The organism is Streptomyces griseoviridis (assembly GCF_005222485.1).
GTDB lineage: Bacteria > Actinomycetota > Actinomycetes > Streptomycetales > Streptomycetaceae > Streptomyces > Streptomyces hintoniae.
In genome coordinates this window covers 7,876,747-7,892,866 of the sequence record NZ_CP029078.1, presented here as the reverse complement: position 1 = coordinate 7,892,866, position 16,120 = coordinate 7,876,747, and the positions used below count along the sequence as shown (strand labels likewise).

Annotated in this window: 11 protein-coding genes; 5 read left to right on the top strand and 6 right to left on the bottom strand. The window is 74.0% G+C overall.

Translation table 11 applies throughout. The annotated features are described in order from the left end of the window. The first annotated feature begins 363 nt into the window (after positions 1-363). The 3 genes from DDJ31_RS34165 (at position 364) to DDJ31_RS34155 (ending at position 4,913) form a co-directional block, all read left to right on the top strand. A complete protein-coding gene (locus DDJ31_RS34165; protein ID WP_127176550.1) occupies positions 364-2,583 on the top strand; it encodes an NADP-dependent isocitrate dehydrogenase in 2,220 nt (739 codons plus the stop codon). Positions 2,584-2,834: 251 nt separating this feature from the next. Beyond that, the gene (locus DDJ31_RS34160; RefSeq protein ID WP_127176551.1) at positions 2,835-3,632 is read left to right on the top strand and encodes an N-formylglutamate amidohydrolase; all 798 of its coding nucleotides are present in this window, start codon (positions 2,835-2,837) and stop codon (positions 3,630-3,632) included. 57 nt (positions 3,633-3,689) lie between these two features. Next, complete coding sequence (locus tag DDJ31_RS34155; protein WP_127176552.1) at positions 3,690-4,913, top strand: cytochrome P450; 1,224 nt, start codon at positions 3,690-3,692, stop codon at positions 4,911-4,913. A 21-nt stretch (positions 4,914-4,934) separates the two neighbouring features. On the opposite strand, the gene DDJ31_RS34150 is transcribed toward DDJ31_RS34155, so the two are convergent. The 3 genes from DDJ31_RS34150 to DDJ31_RS34140 all read right to left on the bottom strand — a co-directional run bounded on the left by DDJ31_RS34150 (position 4,935) and on the right by DDJ31_RS34140 (position 7,506). After that, positions 4,935-5,426: a hypothetical protein gene (locus tag DDJ31_RS34150; RefSeq protein ID WP_127182470.1), complete on the bottom strand. Its 492-nt coding sequence runs from the start codon at positions 5,424-5,426 to the stop codon at positions 4,935-4,937. A gap of 5 nt (positions 5,427-5,431) precedes the next feature. Beyond that, on the bottom strand, positions 5,432-6,007 hold the full coding sequence (locus DDJ31_RS34145; protein WP_127176553.1) for an RNA polymerase sigma factor: 576 nt from the start codon (positions 6,005-6,007) through the stop codon (positions 5,432-5,434). 80 nt (positions 6,008-6,087) lie between these two features. Next, on the bottom strand, positions 6,088-7,506 hold the full coding sequence (locus DDJ31_RS34140) for a S8/S53 family peptidase (RefSeq protein ID WP_127176554.1): 1,419 nt from the start codon (positions 7,504-7,506) through the stop codon (positions 6,088-6,090). Positions 7,507-7,655: 149 nt separating this feature from the next. Between DDJ31_RS34140 and DDJ31_RS34135 the strand changes: the two genes are divergently transcribed. After that, the gene (locus DDJ31_RS34135; protein ID WP_127182471.1) at positions 7,656-10,220 is read left to right on the top strand and encodes a CHAT domain-containing protein; all 2,565 of its coding nucleotides are present in this window, start codon (positions 7,656-7,658) and stop codon (positions 10,218-10,220) included. A 92-nt stretch (positions 10,221-10,312) separates the two neighbouring features. Here DDJ31_RS34135 and DDJ31_RS34130 read toward each other — a convergent pair whose 3' ends face one another. Further along, positions 10,313-12,175, bottom strand: coding sequence for a LuxR family transcriptional regulator AbsR2 (locus DDJ31_RS34130; RefSeq protein WP_127176555.1), 1,863 nt, complete (start codon positions 12,173-12,175; stop codon positions 10,313-10,315). Between the two features lie 70 nt (positions 12,176-12,245). Between DDJ31_RS34130 and absR1 the strand changes: the two genes are divergently transcribed. Beyond that, the gene (absR1, locus tag DDJ31_RS34125; protein WP_127176556.1) at positions 12,246-13,331 is read left to right on the top strand and encodes a beta-glucuronidase AbsR1; all 1,086 of its coding nucleotides are present in this window, start codon (positions 12,246-12,248) and stop codon (positions 13,329-13,331) included. 168 nt (positions 13,332-13,499) lie between these two features. Here absR1 and DDJ31_RS34120 read toward each other — a convergent pair whose 3' ends face one another. Both DDJ31_RS34120 and DDJ31_RS34115 read right to left on the bottom strand, forming a co-directional pair. After that, on the bottom strand, positions 13,500-14,876 hold the full coding sequence (locus DDJ31_RS34120) for an NtaA/DmoA family FMN-dependent monooxygenase (protein ID WP_127176557.1): 1,377 nt from the start codon (positions 14,874-14,876) through the stop codon (positions 13,500-13,502). A 20-nt stretch (positions 14,877-14,896) separates the two neighbouring features. Beyond that, a complete protein-coding gene (locus DDJ31_RS34115) occupies positions 14,897-16,117 on the bottom strand; it encodes an LLM class flavin-dependent oxidoreductase (RefSeq protein ID WP_127176558.1) in 1,221 nt (406 codons plus the stop codon). Positions 16,118-16,120 lie beyond the last annotated feature (3 nt).

Sequence of the window (16,120 nt, the reverse complement as noted above, 5' to 3'; positions counted from 1 at the left end):
CGCGCCGTGGGGCCGGCGGCTCGCTGAGCCGTCGGGACGGCGGGTCGCCGAGCCGGCGCGATGTCGGTTCGGCGAGCCGTCGCGATGTCGGTTCGGTGAACCGTCGCGATGGCGGTTCGGCGAACCGTCGGGCCGGCGGCTGTCCGCCTTCCGCAGGAGTCCGACGCCGGCGGGCGTCCGCCCTCCGCCCGCGTCCAAGATCGACCGCCGGGTCCGGCCCGGCTCACGGGACCGCCGTGGCGTCCGGGTCGCCCCGGCGGGGCGGTCCTGAACCGGCCGCAGGGCCGGACCCCTGTCGAGTCGGGGTCCGTCACGAGATATCTTGATGTCGAGCAATGTTGCAGACGTGGAGCGGAGCACCCGGTGACTGACTCGACCATCATCTATACGCACACTGACGAGGCCCCGGCCCTGGCGACGTATTCCTTCCTGCCGGTGGTCAAGGCGTACGCCTCGCAGGCGGGTGTCACCGTGGAGACGCGTGACATCTCGCTGGCCGGGCGCATCATCGCCGTCTTCCCCGAGTACCTCGAAGCGGGCCAGCGGATTCCGGACGCCCTGCACGAGCTGGGCGAACTGGCCAAGACGCCCGAGGCCAACATCATCAAGCTGCCGAACATCTCGGCGTCCATCCCGCAGCTGAAGGCCGCCGTCGCGGAGCTCCAGGCGCAGGGCTACGCGCTGCCTGACTACCCGGACGACCCGAAGACCGACGAGGAGCGGGAGATCCAGTCCCGCTACGACAAGATCAAGGGCTCCGCGGTCAACCCGGTCCTGCGCGAGGGCAACTCCGACCGGCGGGCCCCCGCCTCGGTGAAGAACTACGCGAAGACCCACCCGCACCGCATGGGTGCCTGGACCTCCGAGTCCAAGACCGATGTCGCGACCATGGGCGAGAACGACTTCCGCTCCACCGAGAAGTCCGCGGTGATCTCCGAGGCCGGCGCGCTGCGCATCGAGCTGGTCGGCGACGACGGCTCCACCACCGTGCTGCGCGAGTCGGTACCGGTCCTCGCGGGCGAGGTCGTCGACGCCTCCGTGATGCGGGTGGCGGCGCTGCGTGAGTTCCTCACCGCGCAGGTGGCCCGCGCCAAGGCGGAGGGCGTGCTGTTCTCCGTGCACCTGAAGGCCACGATGATGAAGGTCTCCGACCCGATCATCTTCGGTCACGTGGTGCGCGCGTTCTTCCCGGAGACCTTCGCCCGCTACGGCGACAAGCTGGCCGCCGCGGGTCTCTCCCCGAACGACGGTCTCGGCGGCATCTACAAGGGCCTCGAGTCCCACCCGGAGGGCGCCGAGATCAAGGCGTCCTTCGACGCCGAGCTGGCCCAGGGCCCCGCGCTCGCCATGGTCGACTCCGACAAGGGCATCTCCAACCTGCACGTGCCGTCCGACGTGATCGTGGACGCCTCGATGCCCGCCATGATCCGCACCTCCGGCCACATGTGGGGCCCGGACGGCCAGGAGGCCGACACCCTCGCGGTGCTGCCCGACTCCTCCTACTCCGGCGTGTACCAGGCCGTCGTCGACGACTGCCGGGCCAACGGCGCCTACGACCCGTCCACCATGGGCTCGGTGCCGAACGTCGGCCTGATGGCGCAGAAGGCCGAGGAGTACGGCTCCCACGACAAGACCTTCGAGATCCCGACCACCGGCACGGTCCGCCTCGTCGACCAGGCCGGGAACGTCGTGATCGAGCAGACCGTCTCGGCCGGCGACATCTTCCGCGCCTGCCAGACCAAGGACGCCCCGATCAAGGACTGGGTGAAGCTGGCCGTCACCCGCGCCCGCGCCACCGGCGACCCGGCCGTCTTCTGGCTGGACGAGACCCGCGCGCACGACGCCAACCTGATCGCCAAGATCAACGCCTATCTGCCGGAGCACGACACCGAGGGCCTCGACATCCGTGTCCTCGCCCCGGTCGAGGCGACGAAGCTGTCCGTCGAGCGCATCCGGCGCGGCGAGAACACGATCTCGGTGACCGGCAACGTGCTGCGCGACTACCTCACCGACCTGTTCCCGATCCTGGAGCTGGGCACCAGCGCCAAGATGCTGTCGGTCGTACCGCTGATGGCGGGCGGCGGCCTCTTCGAGACGGGCGCGGGCGGCTCCGCGCCCAAGCACGTCCAGCAGCTGGTCAAGGAGAACTACCTGCGCTGGGACTCGCTGGGCGAGTTCTTCGCCCTGGTGCCGTCCCTCGAGCAGTACGCCGAGGCCACCGGCAACACCCGCGCCAAGGTGCTCGCCGACACCCTCGACCGGGCCACGGCGACCTTCCTCAACGAGGACAAGTCCCCGACCCGCCGGGTCGGCGGCATCGACAACCGCGGCAGCCACTTCTTCCTGTCCCTGTACTGGGCGCAGGAGCTGGCCAAGCAGACCGACGACGCGGAGCTGGCGAAGGCGTTCGGTCCGCTCGCCGAGACGCTGGCGGCCAACGAGCAGCGCATCGTGGACGAGCTGGGCGCGGTGCAGGGCGAGCCGGCCGACATCGGCGGCTACTACCAGCCCGACCCGGCGAAGGCCGCGGCCGTGATGCGTCCCTCGGCGACGTGGAACTCCGCCCTGGCCGACCTGGGCTGACGCCCGTCCGGCCACGGCCGACGACCGTGTCACCTCCGCCCCGGCGTGCCCTCGGCCGCCGGGGCGGAGCCATGCCGGGCCCCACCGGCGCGGCGACAGGCGGGCGCCCCGCCGCCCGCGGCCTCCAGGCCGCCGCACCGCACGGCTGACGCGCATGGCGCTCCCCCTTCCCCCAGCGGCCCTCGCGGGCGGTCGCCGATGTGACACCTTGATGATGCGTCACGCCACTGACAACGCCCCCGGGAGCCGCCATGCCGTCCGCCGCACCGCCGTTCGCCCTGCTGCCCGGCGCGGCCGGCTCCCCCGTCGTCCTGCACGTGCCGCACGGGGCGCGGGCGGTACCGGCGGAGGTGCGCGCGGGCATCCTGCTCGACGACGCGGCGCTGGAGCGGGAGCTCGACCACCTCACCGACGCGCACACCGCCGAGCTGGCCGAGGCGGCGGCCGCGCGGTCCGCCGTCACCCCGTGGCGGTTCGTGAACGGGCTCTCGCGGCTGGTCGTCGACCCGGAGCGGTTCCCGGACGAGCGGGAGGAGATGCGCGCCGTCGGCATGGGCGCCGTCTACACCCGTACCGCGCACCGCGAGCCGCTGCGCGCCGAGGACACCGACCCCGAGCCGCTGCTCGCCCGGTGGTTCCGCCCCTACGCGGCGGCGATGGCCGAGGCGGTCGCCGACCGGCTGGCCGCCACCGAACGGGCCGTGATCGTGGACGTGCACTCCTACCCGAGCCGGGCCCTGCCCTACGAGCTGCACGGCACCGGTCCCCGCCCGCCGGTCTGCCTGGGCACCGACGCCTTCCACACCCCGCCCGCCCTGCTGGCGGCGGCCCGGGAGGCGTTCGCCGGGTGCGGCGGGACGGGCGTGGACAGCCCGTTCGGCGGGACTTATGTGCCGCTGGCGTTCCACCGCAGCGACCCGAGGGTGAGCGCGCTGATGGTGGAGATCCGCCGGGACACCTACATGACGGAGCCCGGCGGACCCGCGGGAGCCGGGCTGGAGCGGCTCGCGGCGGCGCTGTCCGCGCTGGTCGACGCGGTGAGCCGGTGACCACCGGCTGGCGCACTCCGGCGCGACAGCCGCCCCGGACGCGGTGAGGGTGGACGCATGACCGAGGATCCCGCTCTCCTGACCACGACGACCGCCCCGCCCGTGCGGGAGTGGCCCGCCCTCGACCTGGACGGCGCCGACTTCGACCCGGTGCTCGCGGAGCTGATGCGGGAGGGCCCGCTGACCCGCATCCGGCTGCCGCACGGCGAGGGCTGGGCGTGGCTCGCCACCCGCTACGACGACGTCCGCGCCGTCACCAACGATCCGCGCTTCGGCCGCGCCGAGGTGACGCGGCGCCAGGTCACCCGGATGGCACCGCACTTCAAGCCGCGCCCCGGCTCGCTCGCCTTCGCCGACCAGCCCGACCACAACCGGCTGCGCAAGGCCGTCGCGGGCGCGTTCACGGTGGCCGCGATGAAACGGCTGCGGCCCCGGGCGCAGCGGCTGCTCGACGACCTGGTGGACGGCGTGGTGCGGGACGGGCCGCCGGCCGATCTGATCGAGCGGGTCCTCGAACCGTTCCCGCTCGCCGTGGTCAGCGAGGTGATGGGGGTGCCGGCCGAGGACCGGGAGCGGGTGCACTCCTGGACCCGGGAGATCATCTCCACCACCGGAGCCGAGGCCGCGGGCCGGGCCAAGGAGGGCCTGTACGGCTGGATCGCGGAGACCATCAGGGCCCGCGCGGGCGGCACGGGCGAGGACGTGTACGCGCTGCTGGGCGCGGCCGTGGGGCGCGGGGAGATCAGCGAGGAGGAGGCGGTCGGGCTCGCCGGGCCGCTGCAGATCGGCGGCGAGGCCGTCACCCACAACTGCGGGCAGATGCTGTTCCTGATGCTGACCGACCCGGAGCTGCTGCGCGCCACCCGCGCGCTCGGGCCGGGCGCGCGGGGCCCGGTCCTGGACGAGCTGCTGCGGTACATCCCGCACCGCTCCTCCGTCGGCCTGGCCAGGATCGCCCTGGAGGACGTCGAGGTGGCCGGCCACCGGATCGCCGCGGGCGAGCCGGTGTACGTGTCCTACCTGGCCGCCAACCGGGACCCGGAGGTCTTCCCCGACCCGGACCGCGTCGACGTCGAGCGGGCCCCGAACCCGCATCTGGCGTTCGGGAACGGGCCGCACTACTGCACGGGCGCGGTACTGGCCCGCACGCAGACCGAACTGCTCGTGGACACGCTCCTCGACCGGCTGCCGGGACTGCGGCTCGCGGTCCCCGCGGACCAGGTGGCCTGGCGGCGCCGGACCATGATCCGGGGGCCGCGGAACCTGCCCGTCACCTGGTGAGCGCGGGTCCCGCCGCCTCCGTCAGGCCGTCAGCCAGTCGGTGACGAGGACGCCCCCGCCGGTGCGCAGCCGCAGCGCGAACGGGCCGGACGGGGGCTCCTGCGAGGTGAACCGGCCCAGCGGGTCGGTGGTCAGCGAGGAGCCCGCGCGCGGGCCGCTCAGCACCTCGATGGCCGCCGTCTGCGGGGGCAGCACCTGCCCCATCAGGCCGTGCCCGGTCAGCTCCACGTCGACGGTCAGCCCGTCGGCCTGGAACGTCAGCATGCGCGGTGCCTCCACCGCGCCCCTGACCGGGATCGCGTCGGTCACCGAGTCGAAGGTCAGCTCGGCGATCCTGGCGTCCAGGTCGTGCAGCGCGAACGCCTCCACGGCCAGTTGCTCGAGGGCGGTCGGCACCGGGTCGAGGACCGCGGCGGCCCCGCGCAGTTCGCCGTCCAGCCGGCCGAGGGCGGGTTCCTCGACGGCGAAGGAGTCCTCGCCGTCCCGGCCGCCCGTACCGCTCAGGTCATCCATGTCGTTCACACCGCTCCCCGTGCTTCGAGTCGCGCCCGTAGGCGCCGCAGACACCGCTGGCGCAGCGGTCCGATGCTGCCCACGGCGATCCCGAGGGCCGCGGACACCTCCTGGTAGCTGGGCGGCGGCGACGCCATCAGGACGCGCAGCAACTGCCTGCACCGGTCGCCCAGTTCCTCGAACTCCTGCCACAGGTGGCGGATGCGCTCGGACTCGGCGGCGGCCTCCTCCGAGTCGAGCAGCGACTGCTCGGGGGTGCGGTCCTCGCTGACCCGGTCGAGCAGTTGGGGATCGTCCGTCGGGGTGAGCCGCCGCAGGCTCTTGATCACCTTCAGGCTCTCGTGGCGGGCGGTGCTCGCCAGCCAGGAGCCCGCCTTCTGCGGTTCCCTGATCCGGCCCAGGTGCTGGGCGAAACGGAACCACACGGTCTGGTAGACCTCGTGCGCGTCGGCGTCGGAGAGCCGGTGCGCTCGCGCGACCGACCACACCAGCGGGCTCAGCCCTTCCACCAGCGCTTTCCACGCGGCCGCGTCACCGTCGATCGCCGACTGGACAAGCGCGCCGACATCTGAACGGTCCACGGCCCCACCCCTCGAGTACGGCATGTCATCGTACGCCGTGGGAGGGGCCGTCCCGGCACGTGTACCGGCCGACAGGACGTTCACGCGGTGCTCACCTCGACCGGGCGCCAGGTGGCCGGCCTGAGCGCCGGTACGTGCGCTCCGCGCACCTCGGCGAACTCCGTGTTGCGGGCGAGGAGTTGCCGCGCGGCCTCGCGCGGGTCGGTCTCCTTCTCCGCCGTCATGTGGGAGGCGACGAGGCCGGCGACGACGGGGGTGGCGAACGAGGTGCCGCTCCACTGGGCCAGTCCGTCGAACATCACCTGGTCGGGTTTGGCGATCGCGCCCTCGTCGCTCAGCACGCCCGCGTGGCGCGGGTGGCTGCACGTGCAGCGGTAGCCGAACCCGAACCGGCAGTCCTCGTAGGTGCTGTGCTGGTAGACGTACGGGACGGGTCCGTCGAACCCGGTGAGGGAGCTGGTCAGCCGCTCGCCGGGGGCGTAGGCCCGCACCCAGGGGCCGTGGTTGCTGAAGCAGGCGCCGAACTCGCCGTCGCCGCGCAGCGCGCCGACCGACAGGACGGCGTCCCGGTACTCGGGCAGGGCCGCGTAGGCGGCGGGCCAGAACGGGGTGGCGCTGGAGTTGTTGCCCGCGGCGGCGACCAGCAGGGTGTGCCGCTCGCGCAGCGCCCGCATGAACGCGTCGAGGCCGAGCAGGCCGTCCACCCGGCCGTTGGGCGTGCCGGCGGAGAGGCTCAGGATGTCCGGCCAGCCGCCCTCCTCGACGGCGTCGAACAGCAGCTCCCCGAACTCGGACTCCAGGACCGCGCCCGCGTCGCTCAGGGTGTTGCGGACGGTGATGTCGGTGTTGGGCGCGACGGCGGCGAGCAGCCCGGCGATGAACGTGCCGTGCCCGACGTACTGCTGGAGGATCCCGGCGTCGTCGGTCTCCCGCACCTGGGTGTCGCCCCGGGTGTGGGCGAGCAGCGGGTAGGCGGCGTGGTCGTGGGTGAGGCCGTTGTCGATGACCAGGACCTGGACCGCGGTGTCCCGGTCGTGCTCGGTGTCGGCCGCGGCCGGGTTGGGTGCCTCGGCGCGCGCGACGGGCACCGGTTCGTCCCCCGGGCAGGAGTTGACGGCGATCCCCACCACGTGGTTGCGGCTGACCAGCCGGCGGCCGTGGCGGTTCTCGTGCTCGCGCAGCGCGCGCAGCGCGCCGGCCACCGTGTGGTCACCGCGCCGGTCGCCCTGTCCTGGGTCGCCGACGCGGATGCGGGTGATGCCGGAGCGGTTGGTCTCCGGGCTCGCCCTGCGCACGTGGTCGGCGACCAGGTCGGGGGCGGCGGCGAAGTGGGTGCGGACCGTGTCCTCGACGAGGCGGGCCTCGTCGCCGTCGCGGGCGAGGACGACGCCCTTCTCGTAGATGAACTCCGCCGAGTCGTCAGGCCCCATGGCCAGGGCGACGCCCGACAGGGAGCGTTGGATCTGGTCGAACTGTTCCCGGAATCGCTGTGGTGCCATCGTGTGTCCTCCCCCTGGGACGGCCGGTCGTCATACAGATCCACCTGGCCGTCGTTTGATACAGCGCCGAACGGGTGTCCCGCGCAATCCGGACGACTACCATCCGTGGGGTGACAGGGGGAAGCGAATCGGTACTCGAACTTCTGCCCATGGTGTTCGCCGCCCCGAACGACGCGCTGGCACGGGCGGAAGGTGTGCTCGGCGCGGACCCGTCGCCTCTGCACGCGTCCGTGGCGCATCAGGTGATCGGGATCTGGCAGCGGGACTGGGGCGACATGCGGATCGCCCTGCGTCACCTTCGGCGTGCCCGGGACCTCGCCGCGCGCGCGGAGTCCGCGGAACGGGAGGCGGACGTGCTGGCCGCCCTCGGGGTGGCGCTGGTGCACGCCGGGCGCACCCAGCAGGGTCTCGCCGCCCTGGAGCGCGGGGTCGAGCGGGGCAGCGGGCACACCCGCGCGCGGGTGCTGTACCGGCGGGCCTACGCGCACTGGGTGCTCGGCAGGCACCGTGAGGCGCTGGAGGACGTGCGGCGGGCGATACCGGTGCTGCGCCAGGTCGACGACGTCATCTGGGTGGCGCGGGCGCTGACCCTGCGCGCGACGGTGCATCTGGCGGTGGGCGCGGTGGACCGCGCGGACGCCGACTTCACGGCGGCCGAGGCCCTCTGGGGCACGACGGGACAGGAGCACGACAAGGCGGACGCGGTGGAGAGCCGGGGGCTCGCCGCGTTCCGTTCGGGTGACATCCCGGTGGCGCTGCGGCTGTTCGACGAGGCGGAGGAGCGGTACGCGAAGCTCGGCACCCCCTCGTTCATGCTGTACATCAGGCGCTGCGAGGTCCTGATGGCGGCCGGGCTGGCCTCCGAGGCGGTCATCGAGGCGGACGCGGCGATCGGGGTGCTCGACGGCATCGGCGGGCAGTCGACCCGCAAGGCCGAACTGCTCCTGGTGGCCGCCCGCGCGGCGCGTCTGGCGGGCGATCCCGGCACCGCGATAGCGCGCGCGGCGCTCGCGGTGCGGCTGTTCGCGGGGCAGCGACGCCCCTGGTGGGAGACGCACGCCAGGCTGGTGCTGATCCAGGCGCGGGTGGCGGCGGGGCGGGGTTCGGGGCGGCTGGTCGCGGACGCCGCCGCGGTCGCGGAGAAGCTGGCCTCCTTCGGGGCGCCGGCCGCCCCGGAGGCGTCGCTGCTCGCCGGCCGGATCGCGCTCGGCCTCGGCTGGACGGACGACGCGGAACGGCATCTGGCGGTCGCCGCCCGCAGCCGGCACGGCGGGCCGCCGCTGGCCCGGATGACGGGCTGGGCGGCGCAGGCGCTGCGGGCCAGGTCCGCCGGTTCGGGCCGGGGTGTCCTGGAGGCGTGCAGACGCGGTCTCGACGTGCTGGACGACCACCGGACCACGCTGGGCGCCTCGGAGCTGCGGGCCCGCGCCACCGAGCAGGGCGCGGAGCTGGCGGCGCTGGCGCAGCAGGCGAGCCTGGAGTCGGGCGGGCCGCGCCGGCTGCTGGTGTGGAGCGAGCGGTGGCGGGCCACGGTGCTGTCGGCGCCGCCGACCAGGCCGCCGGCCGATCCGGCGCTGCTCGGTGACCTGACGGCGTTCCGTGAGATCGCCGCGCGCGCGGAGGAGGCCCGCAGCGACGGGCGTCCGGTGCCGGCCCTCGACCGTGAGCAGCGGCGCCTGGAGCGGGAGATCCGCTCCAGGACGCTGCACATCCGCGGCGAGACCCCGGGCGACGGCGACCGGTTCGACGTCGGCCGGCTGCTGGCGCGGCTCGACGGGGTGCGGCTGGTGGAGCTGGCGGTGCTCGACGGCCGGGTGCAGGTGCTGCTGTGCGGGGACGGGCGGGTGCGGCGGTTCGAGGCCGGGCTCCTCGCGGAGGCCGAGGTGGAGGCCGAGCACGTGCAGGCCGGGCTGCGGCGGCTGGCGCATCCGGGGGCGGAGGCGCGGCTGCCGCTGGTCGAGGCGATGGGACGGCGGCTGGAGGAGCTGCTGCTCGGGCCGGCCGCCGCGCAGTTGGGTTCGGGTCCCGTGGTGGTGGTTCCGCCGGGGCGGCTGCACCGGGTGCCGTGGGCGCTGCTGCCGTCGCTGCGGGAGCGGGTGCTGAGCGTGTCGCCGTCGGCGAGCAGCTGGCTGCGGGCCCTGGAGACGGAGCCGCCGCCGGACGACCGGCAGGTGCTGGTGCGCGGTCCCGGGCTGGCGTCGGGTGGCGCCGAGGTGCCGGAACTCGCCGACAGGTACGGCCGTCCGACGCTGCTCGAGCACGAGGCCGCGCGCGTGCCGCGGGTGCTGCGGGAGCTGGACGGGGCGGCGCTCGCGCACATCGCCGCGCACGGTACGTTCCGCGCCGACAGCCCGCTGTTCTCGTCGCTGCGGATGGCGGACGGGCCGCTGATCGTGCACGACTTCGAGCGCCTGGACCGCAGTCCGCACCGGATCATCCTGTCGAGCTGCGACACCGCGCGGCTCGCGTCGGTGGGCGCGGACGAACTGCTCGGTCTGGTGACCGCGCTGCTGCCGCTGGGCACGGCGGGCGTGGTGGCGAGCAGCGCGCCGGTCAACGACGCGGCCGTGGTGCCCCTGATGCTCGCCCTGCACAAGGGCCTCAGCACGGGTCTGTCGCTCGCGGAGGCGCTGCGTGACGCGCGGGCCGCCCTGCCGGGTGACGCGCTGCACCAGGCGACGGGCTGGGCGTTCACGGCGTTCGGCGCGGTGTGAGGCCGCCTCCGCGCGCCGCGGGCGTGCGGGAGGCGGCCTGACCCCTCCCCCGATGTGTGGGGGTCAGACCGCCGGTCCTGGGGCGGTGGTGCTCAGGCGGACCGGGCGTCGGGGAGCTGGACGAGCCACGGCAGCGCGCCGCGGTCGCTCGCGCCGAGCCGTGCGTACGCGCTGTACAGGTGGTTGCCGACGGTGCGGATGGACAGGGTGAGCTGTTCGGCGATCTGACGGTTGCTGAGCCCCGCGGCGGCGAGGGTGACGATCTGGCGCTGGCGCGCGGTCAGTTCGCCGAGGACCAGTCCTGACAGGGCCGGGGTGCGGGCGCCCTGGCAGCGGCGGGCCAGCGCGACGGCACGCGTGCGTGAGGTGCGGGCGGCTCTCGGGTCCCGGTGCGCGGGTACCGCCTGGGCGTGCGCCTCGGCCGCGAATAGCAGGTGTCCGCGCGCCTCCAGGGCGGCGGCGACCCGGTCGAGGGCGGGTCCGTCGCCGCGCGCCAGGGCGTCGGCGTGGAGCGCGAACAGGCTGCCGTGCGGCAGCCGGTCGGCGACCTTCTCGGGCACCCCGAGGCGTACGGCGTCGTAGAGGGCGAGGGGTTCGCGACCGCCGTCGTAGATCATCTCCAGGGCGTCCTCGGTGTCGCCCGCGACGACCGTGAGCCAGACCGCGGCGCCGGCCGGGACGGGCCCGGGTCCGACCGCCTCGGCGGCGGCGGTGGCGTCCCCCGACTGCGCGGCGGCCAGGACGAGTTCGGTACGGCAGGAGGCGTCCTGCGGTGTCTGCCGCAGGCCCTCCCGCGCCCAGGCCGCCGCCTCCCGCAGCTCACCCCGCAGCCGCGCGGTCCTGGCGCGTACGGCCGCGTGCCCGGCGGGCACCCGCGCGCCCTCCTCGGCGAGCCACTCCCCCAGGGGCGCCGCCGCGGCCCGGAGGTCCCCGTGGGCGATCCGCCGCTCCAGGGCCGCCGTCTCCGCCTCCAGGGCCGGCCGGTGGCTGCCGGGGGTGCGGGCCAGCCGCCGCGCGCGCAGCCGTCCCGCCGCCGCGCGCAGGGCGGGGCCGTGCAGGGGGTGGGCGAGGTGGACGGCGCCCCGGTCGTCGGTGCGGATCAGGCCGTCGGCCTCGAGGCGCTCCAGGACCCGCAGGTCGAAGTCGTCCGCGGTCGGCGGCAGCGGTTCGGCGAACGCCAGGCGGTCGAGGGTCTCGCGGTCGTCGGGGTCGGTGCGCTCCAGCACGCGCGCGCTGTGCGCGCGGACGGCCGCGGTGAGCGGCAGCGGTCCCCGGAGGGTCCAGGTGCCGGTGTCGGGCCGCCGGTCGAGGCCGCCGTGGTCGCGGGCGGCGGTCACCAGGTCGCGCAGCAGCCGCAGGTCGCCCTGGGAGAGGCGGTGCAGGCGGCTCAGGGTGAGCGGCTCGGGGGGAGCGCCGACGCCCGCCGTGAGCAGTTCCTCGACGTCCTCGCGGGAGAGCGGCTCCAGGGCGAGGCGGGGCAGCAGTTCGCCGGTCCACAGCCGGGCGATGGCGCCGGGCAGCGGGGCGCCGTCCGCCGCGACGACCAGCAGCCGGGTGCGGCCGTGGACGGCGAGCTGGTGGACGAGGGCGGCCGAGGCGTCGTCGAGGAGGTGGGCGTCGTCGACCACCAGCAGGCGCACGGCGGACAGGAGTTGGACCGCGCGGTGCAGGGAGAGCGTCTCGGGCAGGAGATGGGCGAACGCGGCGAAGGGGAGGTGGCGGGTCTCGGGTGTGCCGGCCACCCGGGCCCGGTCGGTGCCCCGCACGGCCTCGGTGGCCAGCCGGGTCTTCCCGCAGCCCGCGGGGCCTGTCACCAGGATGCCCTGCGAGCCGGCGGTCAGGGACCGGCGGACCAGCTCCAGTTCGTCCTCTCGTGCGGTGAACGGCCAGGGCAGTTCAAGGGTCTTCGCATCGCGTTCGAAAGTCGTCACGGGAGTATGAGCGCGAGTACTCATCCCTGATACAGGGTGACTTGAGTAGATCCCGACTCAGGCGCCCGGGTGGCCGCTGCGGCAGGCTGTGCGCATGACCGGACGCTACTGCTCTCTCGCGCAGCAGTCGGTCCCCGCGTTCGCGCCGGGGCTGACCGCTGAGCGGCGCGGTGCGCTCATCGGCGGGAGCCGGATGTGGGTCAACGGCACCGTGCTGCACTACTGCTTCTTCGACGGCGACAACGACGCGTCGGCCATCCCCGTACCGGGGACCGGCTCGGTGCGGCGGGTGTCGTGGGTGGGGGCGAAGGAGCAGCGGGAGGTGGTGCGCGACTGCTTCCGTGAGTGGGGGGACCTCGGCATCGGCGTCACGTTCGTCGAGGTCGGGGACCGCTCGGAGGCGGAGCTGCGCATCGGTTTCCAGCTCGGTGACGGTTCCTGGTCGGCGGTCGGCAAGGACGCCCTCCAGGTGGGGGTGCACGAGCGCACGATGAATCTCGGGTGGGACGTGACCGTGCCTGGGGGGCGCGGGATCGTCCTGCACGAGATCGGACACGCGCTCGGCATGCTGCACGAGCACCAGAGTCCGTTCGCCGGCATCCACTGGGACGACGAGGCCGTCTACGCCGAACTGGCAGGTCCGCCGAACTACTGGGGCCGGGAGCGGACGTTCGCGAACATCCTGAGCAAGCTGGACCCGGACGAGGCCAACGGCTCCGTCTGGGACTCGCAGTCGATCATGGAGTATCCGTTTCCCGCGGGGTTGATCCTTGAGCCGGAGCAGTTGCGGGCGGGGCTCCACCCGCCCGGGACGCTCTCTCCGGCCGACAAGGAGTTCGCCCTGCGCTGGTATCCGTCGGCCGCCGCGGGGCGGCTGCCGGATCTGGTGCCCTTCCGGTCGGTGCCGCTCGGCCTCGGCCCCGGGGAGCAGGCGGACTTCGTGGTCGAGCCGCCGGAGACGCGCGATTTCACGGTGGGCACGTTCGGGGCGAGCGACGGTGTGCTGGTGGTCTTCGAGGAACGGGACGGGGAAGCTCGTTACCTCGTGGGCCATGACGACGGGGGAAGCCGGCACAACGCGACGATCAGCGCCCGGCTCGTCAAGGGCCGCCGCTACTACGTCCGCGTCCGTCTGTACTCCGCGTGGGGTCCGGGGGAGACCGCGGTGATGTGCTGGTAACGGCACACGCACCGCACCACGCGGTCGGCTGGACCACCAGTCCGGCACGGGGGGAGAGACCGGGAGACGTTGCCTTCGGGGGAGGGAAGCGTCTTCCGGTCTCGCCGTTTCAGGGGCTCGGCCGGGTCGAGGGGGCCCGACCGGGCCCGTTGCGGGGTTGCGCCCGTTTCAGGAGGCCGCGCGCTGGTCCTGTCCCGCGCTGTCGGGGTGGGCGAGGCCCAGGTGGTCGCGGAGGGTGGTGCCCTCGTAGTCGGCGCGGAAGACGCCCTGTTCCTGGAGGAGTGGGACGACCTGGTCGGCGAAGGCGTCGAGGCCGGTCGGGGTGATGTGCGGGACGAGGATGAAGCCGTCGCTCGCGTCGGCCTGGACGTACTCGTTGATGGTGCGGGCGACGGTCTCGGGTGAGCCCACGAAGTTCTGCCGGTTGCCGGTCTCGATGACCAGGTCGCGGATCGACCAGCCCCGGGCGGCGGCCAGTTCGCGCCATTCGCGGGCGGTGGCCAGCGGGTCCCGGTACATGCGCACCTGGGCCCGGCCGCGCGCGATGTGGCTCTCCCCCAGGTCCGGGTCGATGTCGGGCAGCGGTCCCTCCGGGTCGTAGCCGGACAGGTCGCGGTTCCAGACGAACTCCAGGTGCTTGAGGGCGGTGGCGCCGCTGACCTGCTGCCTGCGCACCTGCTTGGCGAGGTCCTCCGCCTCGGCGTCGGTGTCGGCGAGCACGAAGCTGGCGGCGGGCAGGATCAGCAACTGGTCCTTCCTGCGGCCGTACTTGGCGAGCCGGTTCTTCACGTCCGCGTAGAACTCCCGCCCTCCGTCGAGGGTGGCGTACCGGCTGAAGATGGCGTCGGCGCCGGCCGCGGCGAACTCGCGGCCCTCGTCGGAGTCGCCGGCCTGGAAGATCACCGGGCGGCCCTGCGGGGAGCGCGGGACGTTGAACTGCCCGTGGATGTCGAAGTGCTGTCCGGTGTGCACGAACGAACCGGCCTTGGCGTCCCGCAGGAAGGCACCGGTGGCCTGGTCGGCGAGGATCTCGTCGCCGTGCCAGGAGTCGACGAGTTCGGTGACGGTGGCGAGGAACTCCTTGGCGCGGGAGTACCGGTGCTCCTGCGGGAGGAAGCCGCCGCGCCGGAAGTTCTCGCCGGTGAAGGCGTCCCAGGAGGTGACGACGTTCCAGGCGGCGCGGCCGTCGGAGAGGTGGTCGAGGCTGGCGAACTGCCGGGCCACCTCGTAGGGCTCGTTGAAGGTGGAGTTGATGGTGCCGGTGAGGCCGAGGCGCTCGGTGACGGCGGCGAGCGCGGCCAGCACGGTGAAGGTGTCGGGGCGGCCGACGACGTCCAGATCGTAGATCTCGCCGCCCTGTTCGCGCAGCCTCAGCCCCTCGGCGAGGAACAGGAAGTCGAACTTGGCGCGTTCGGCGGTGCGCGCGAAGTGCGCGAACGACGAGAACTCGATGTGGCTGCCGGCCTCGGGGTCGCTCCACACGGTGGTGTTGTTGACGCCGGGGAAGTGCGCGGCCAGATGGATCTGCTTCAGCGGCTTGCTCATGTCGGTGCGGTCCTTCCGGCTCAGGCGGCGGCGTAGCGGTTGGCGGGCCGGTCGAGGCCCAGGTTCCCGCGCAGGGTGTCGGCCCGGTACGCGGTGCGGAAGGCGCCCCGGCGCTGGAGTTCGGGGACCAGCGCCCGGGTGACGGCGGGCAGGTCGTGTCCGGCGACGGCCGGCCGCAGCCTGAACCCGCTGAGCCCGGCCTCGGCGAACTCCTGCAACAGGTCGGCCAGTTGGGACGCCGTCCCGGCGAAGACGAGGGCGTCGCTGGTGTACGGCTCGCCGGCCAGCGCGTCGAGGCGGTCGCGGCGGTCCTCGGCCGCGCTCCGCTCGTCGTCGAGGAAGACCACCAGGTCGCCGAAGACGTGCAGGGGTTGTCCCGCGCGTCCGGCCCGCTCCTGTTCGGCGCGGATCTCGGCGACGATCGCGCGGGCCTGTCCTGTGTCGTGCGGGGTGACGTAGCCGACGTCGGCCTGGCGGCCCACGAGCCGGTAGGGGGCGCTCTGGTGGGCGAGGGCGGTGACGAGCGGCTGGCCCTGCGGCGGACGCGGGGTGATGGAGGGGCCCTTGACGCTGAAGTACGCGCCCTCGAAGTCGATGTAGTGGAGTTTCGCGCGGTCGACGAAGCGTCCGGTGGCGACGTCCCTGATCTCCGCGTCGTCCTCCCAACTGTCCCAGAGCCGGCGCACGACCTCGACGTAGTCGGCGGCCTCCTCGAAGAGTTCGGTGACGGCGGGGCGGTCGTAGTCCTCGAAGGGCGGGATCACCCGGCGCCCGAAGTGGTCGGCCTCGAAGGGGCGCGCGGTGACCTGCACGCGCAGCCCGGCGCGGCCGGTGCTCACGTAGTCGAGGGTGGCGATCGCCTTGGAGAGGTGGAACGGCTCGGTGTGGGTGGTCACCACGGTCGGCACCAGGCCGATGTGCCGGGTCAGGGGCGCCACCCGGGACGCGATGAGAACGGCGTCGAGCCGGCCGCGGACCTGGTCGGTGCGGCCGTCCGGCTCGCCGTAGCGGGAGGACTGGAGGCCGAGTCCGTCCTCGATGGTCACGAAGTCGAGCAGTCCGCGCTCGGCCTCGGCGACGAGGTCGGCCCAGTATCCGGCGGTGAACAGGTCCCGGGGCCTGGCCACCGGCTCACGCCAGGAGGCGGGGTGCCAGCCGGTGCCGTCGAGCGCGACGGCGAGATGCAGAGGGGAGGACGGCGACGTCGAACTGGTCGAGTGCGTCGAGGGTGTCGGGGACACGAG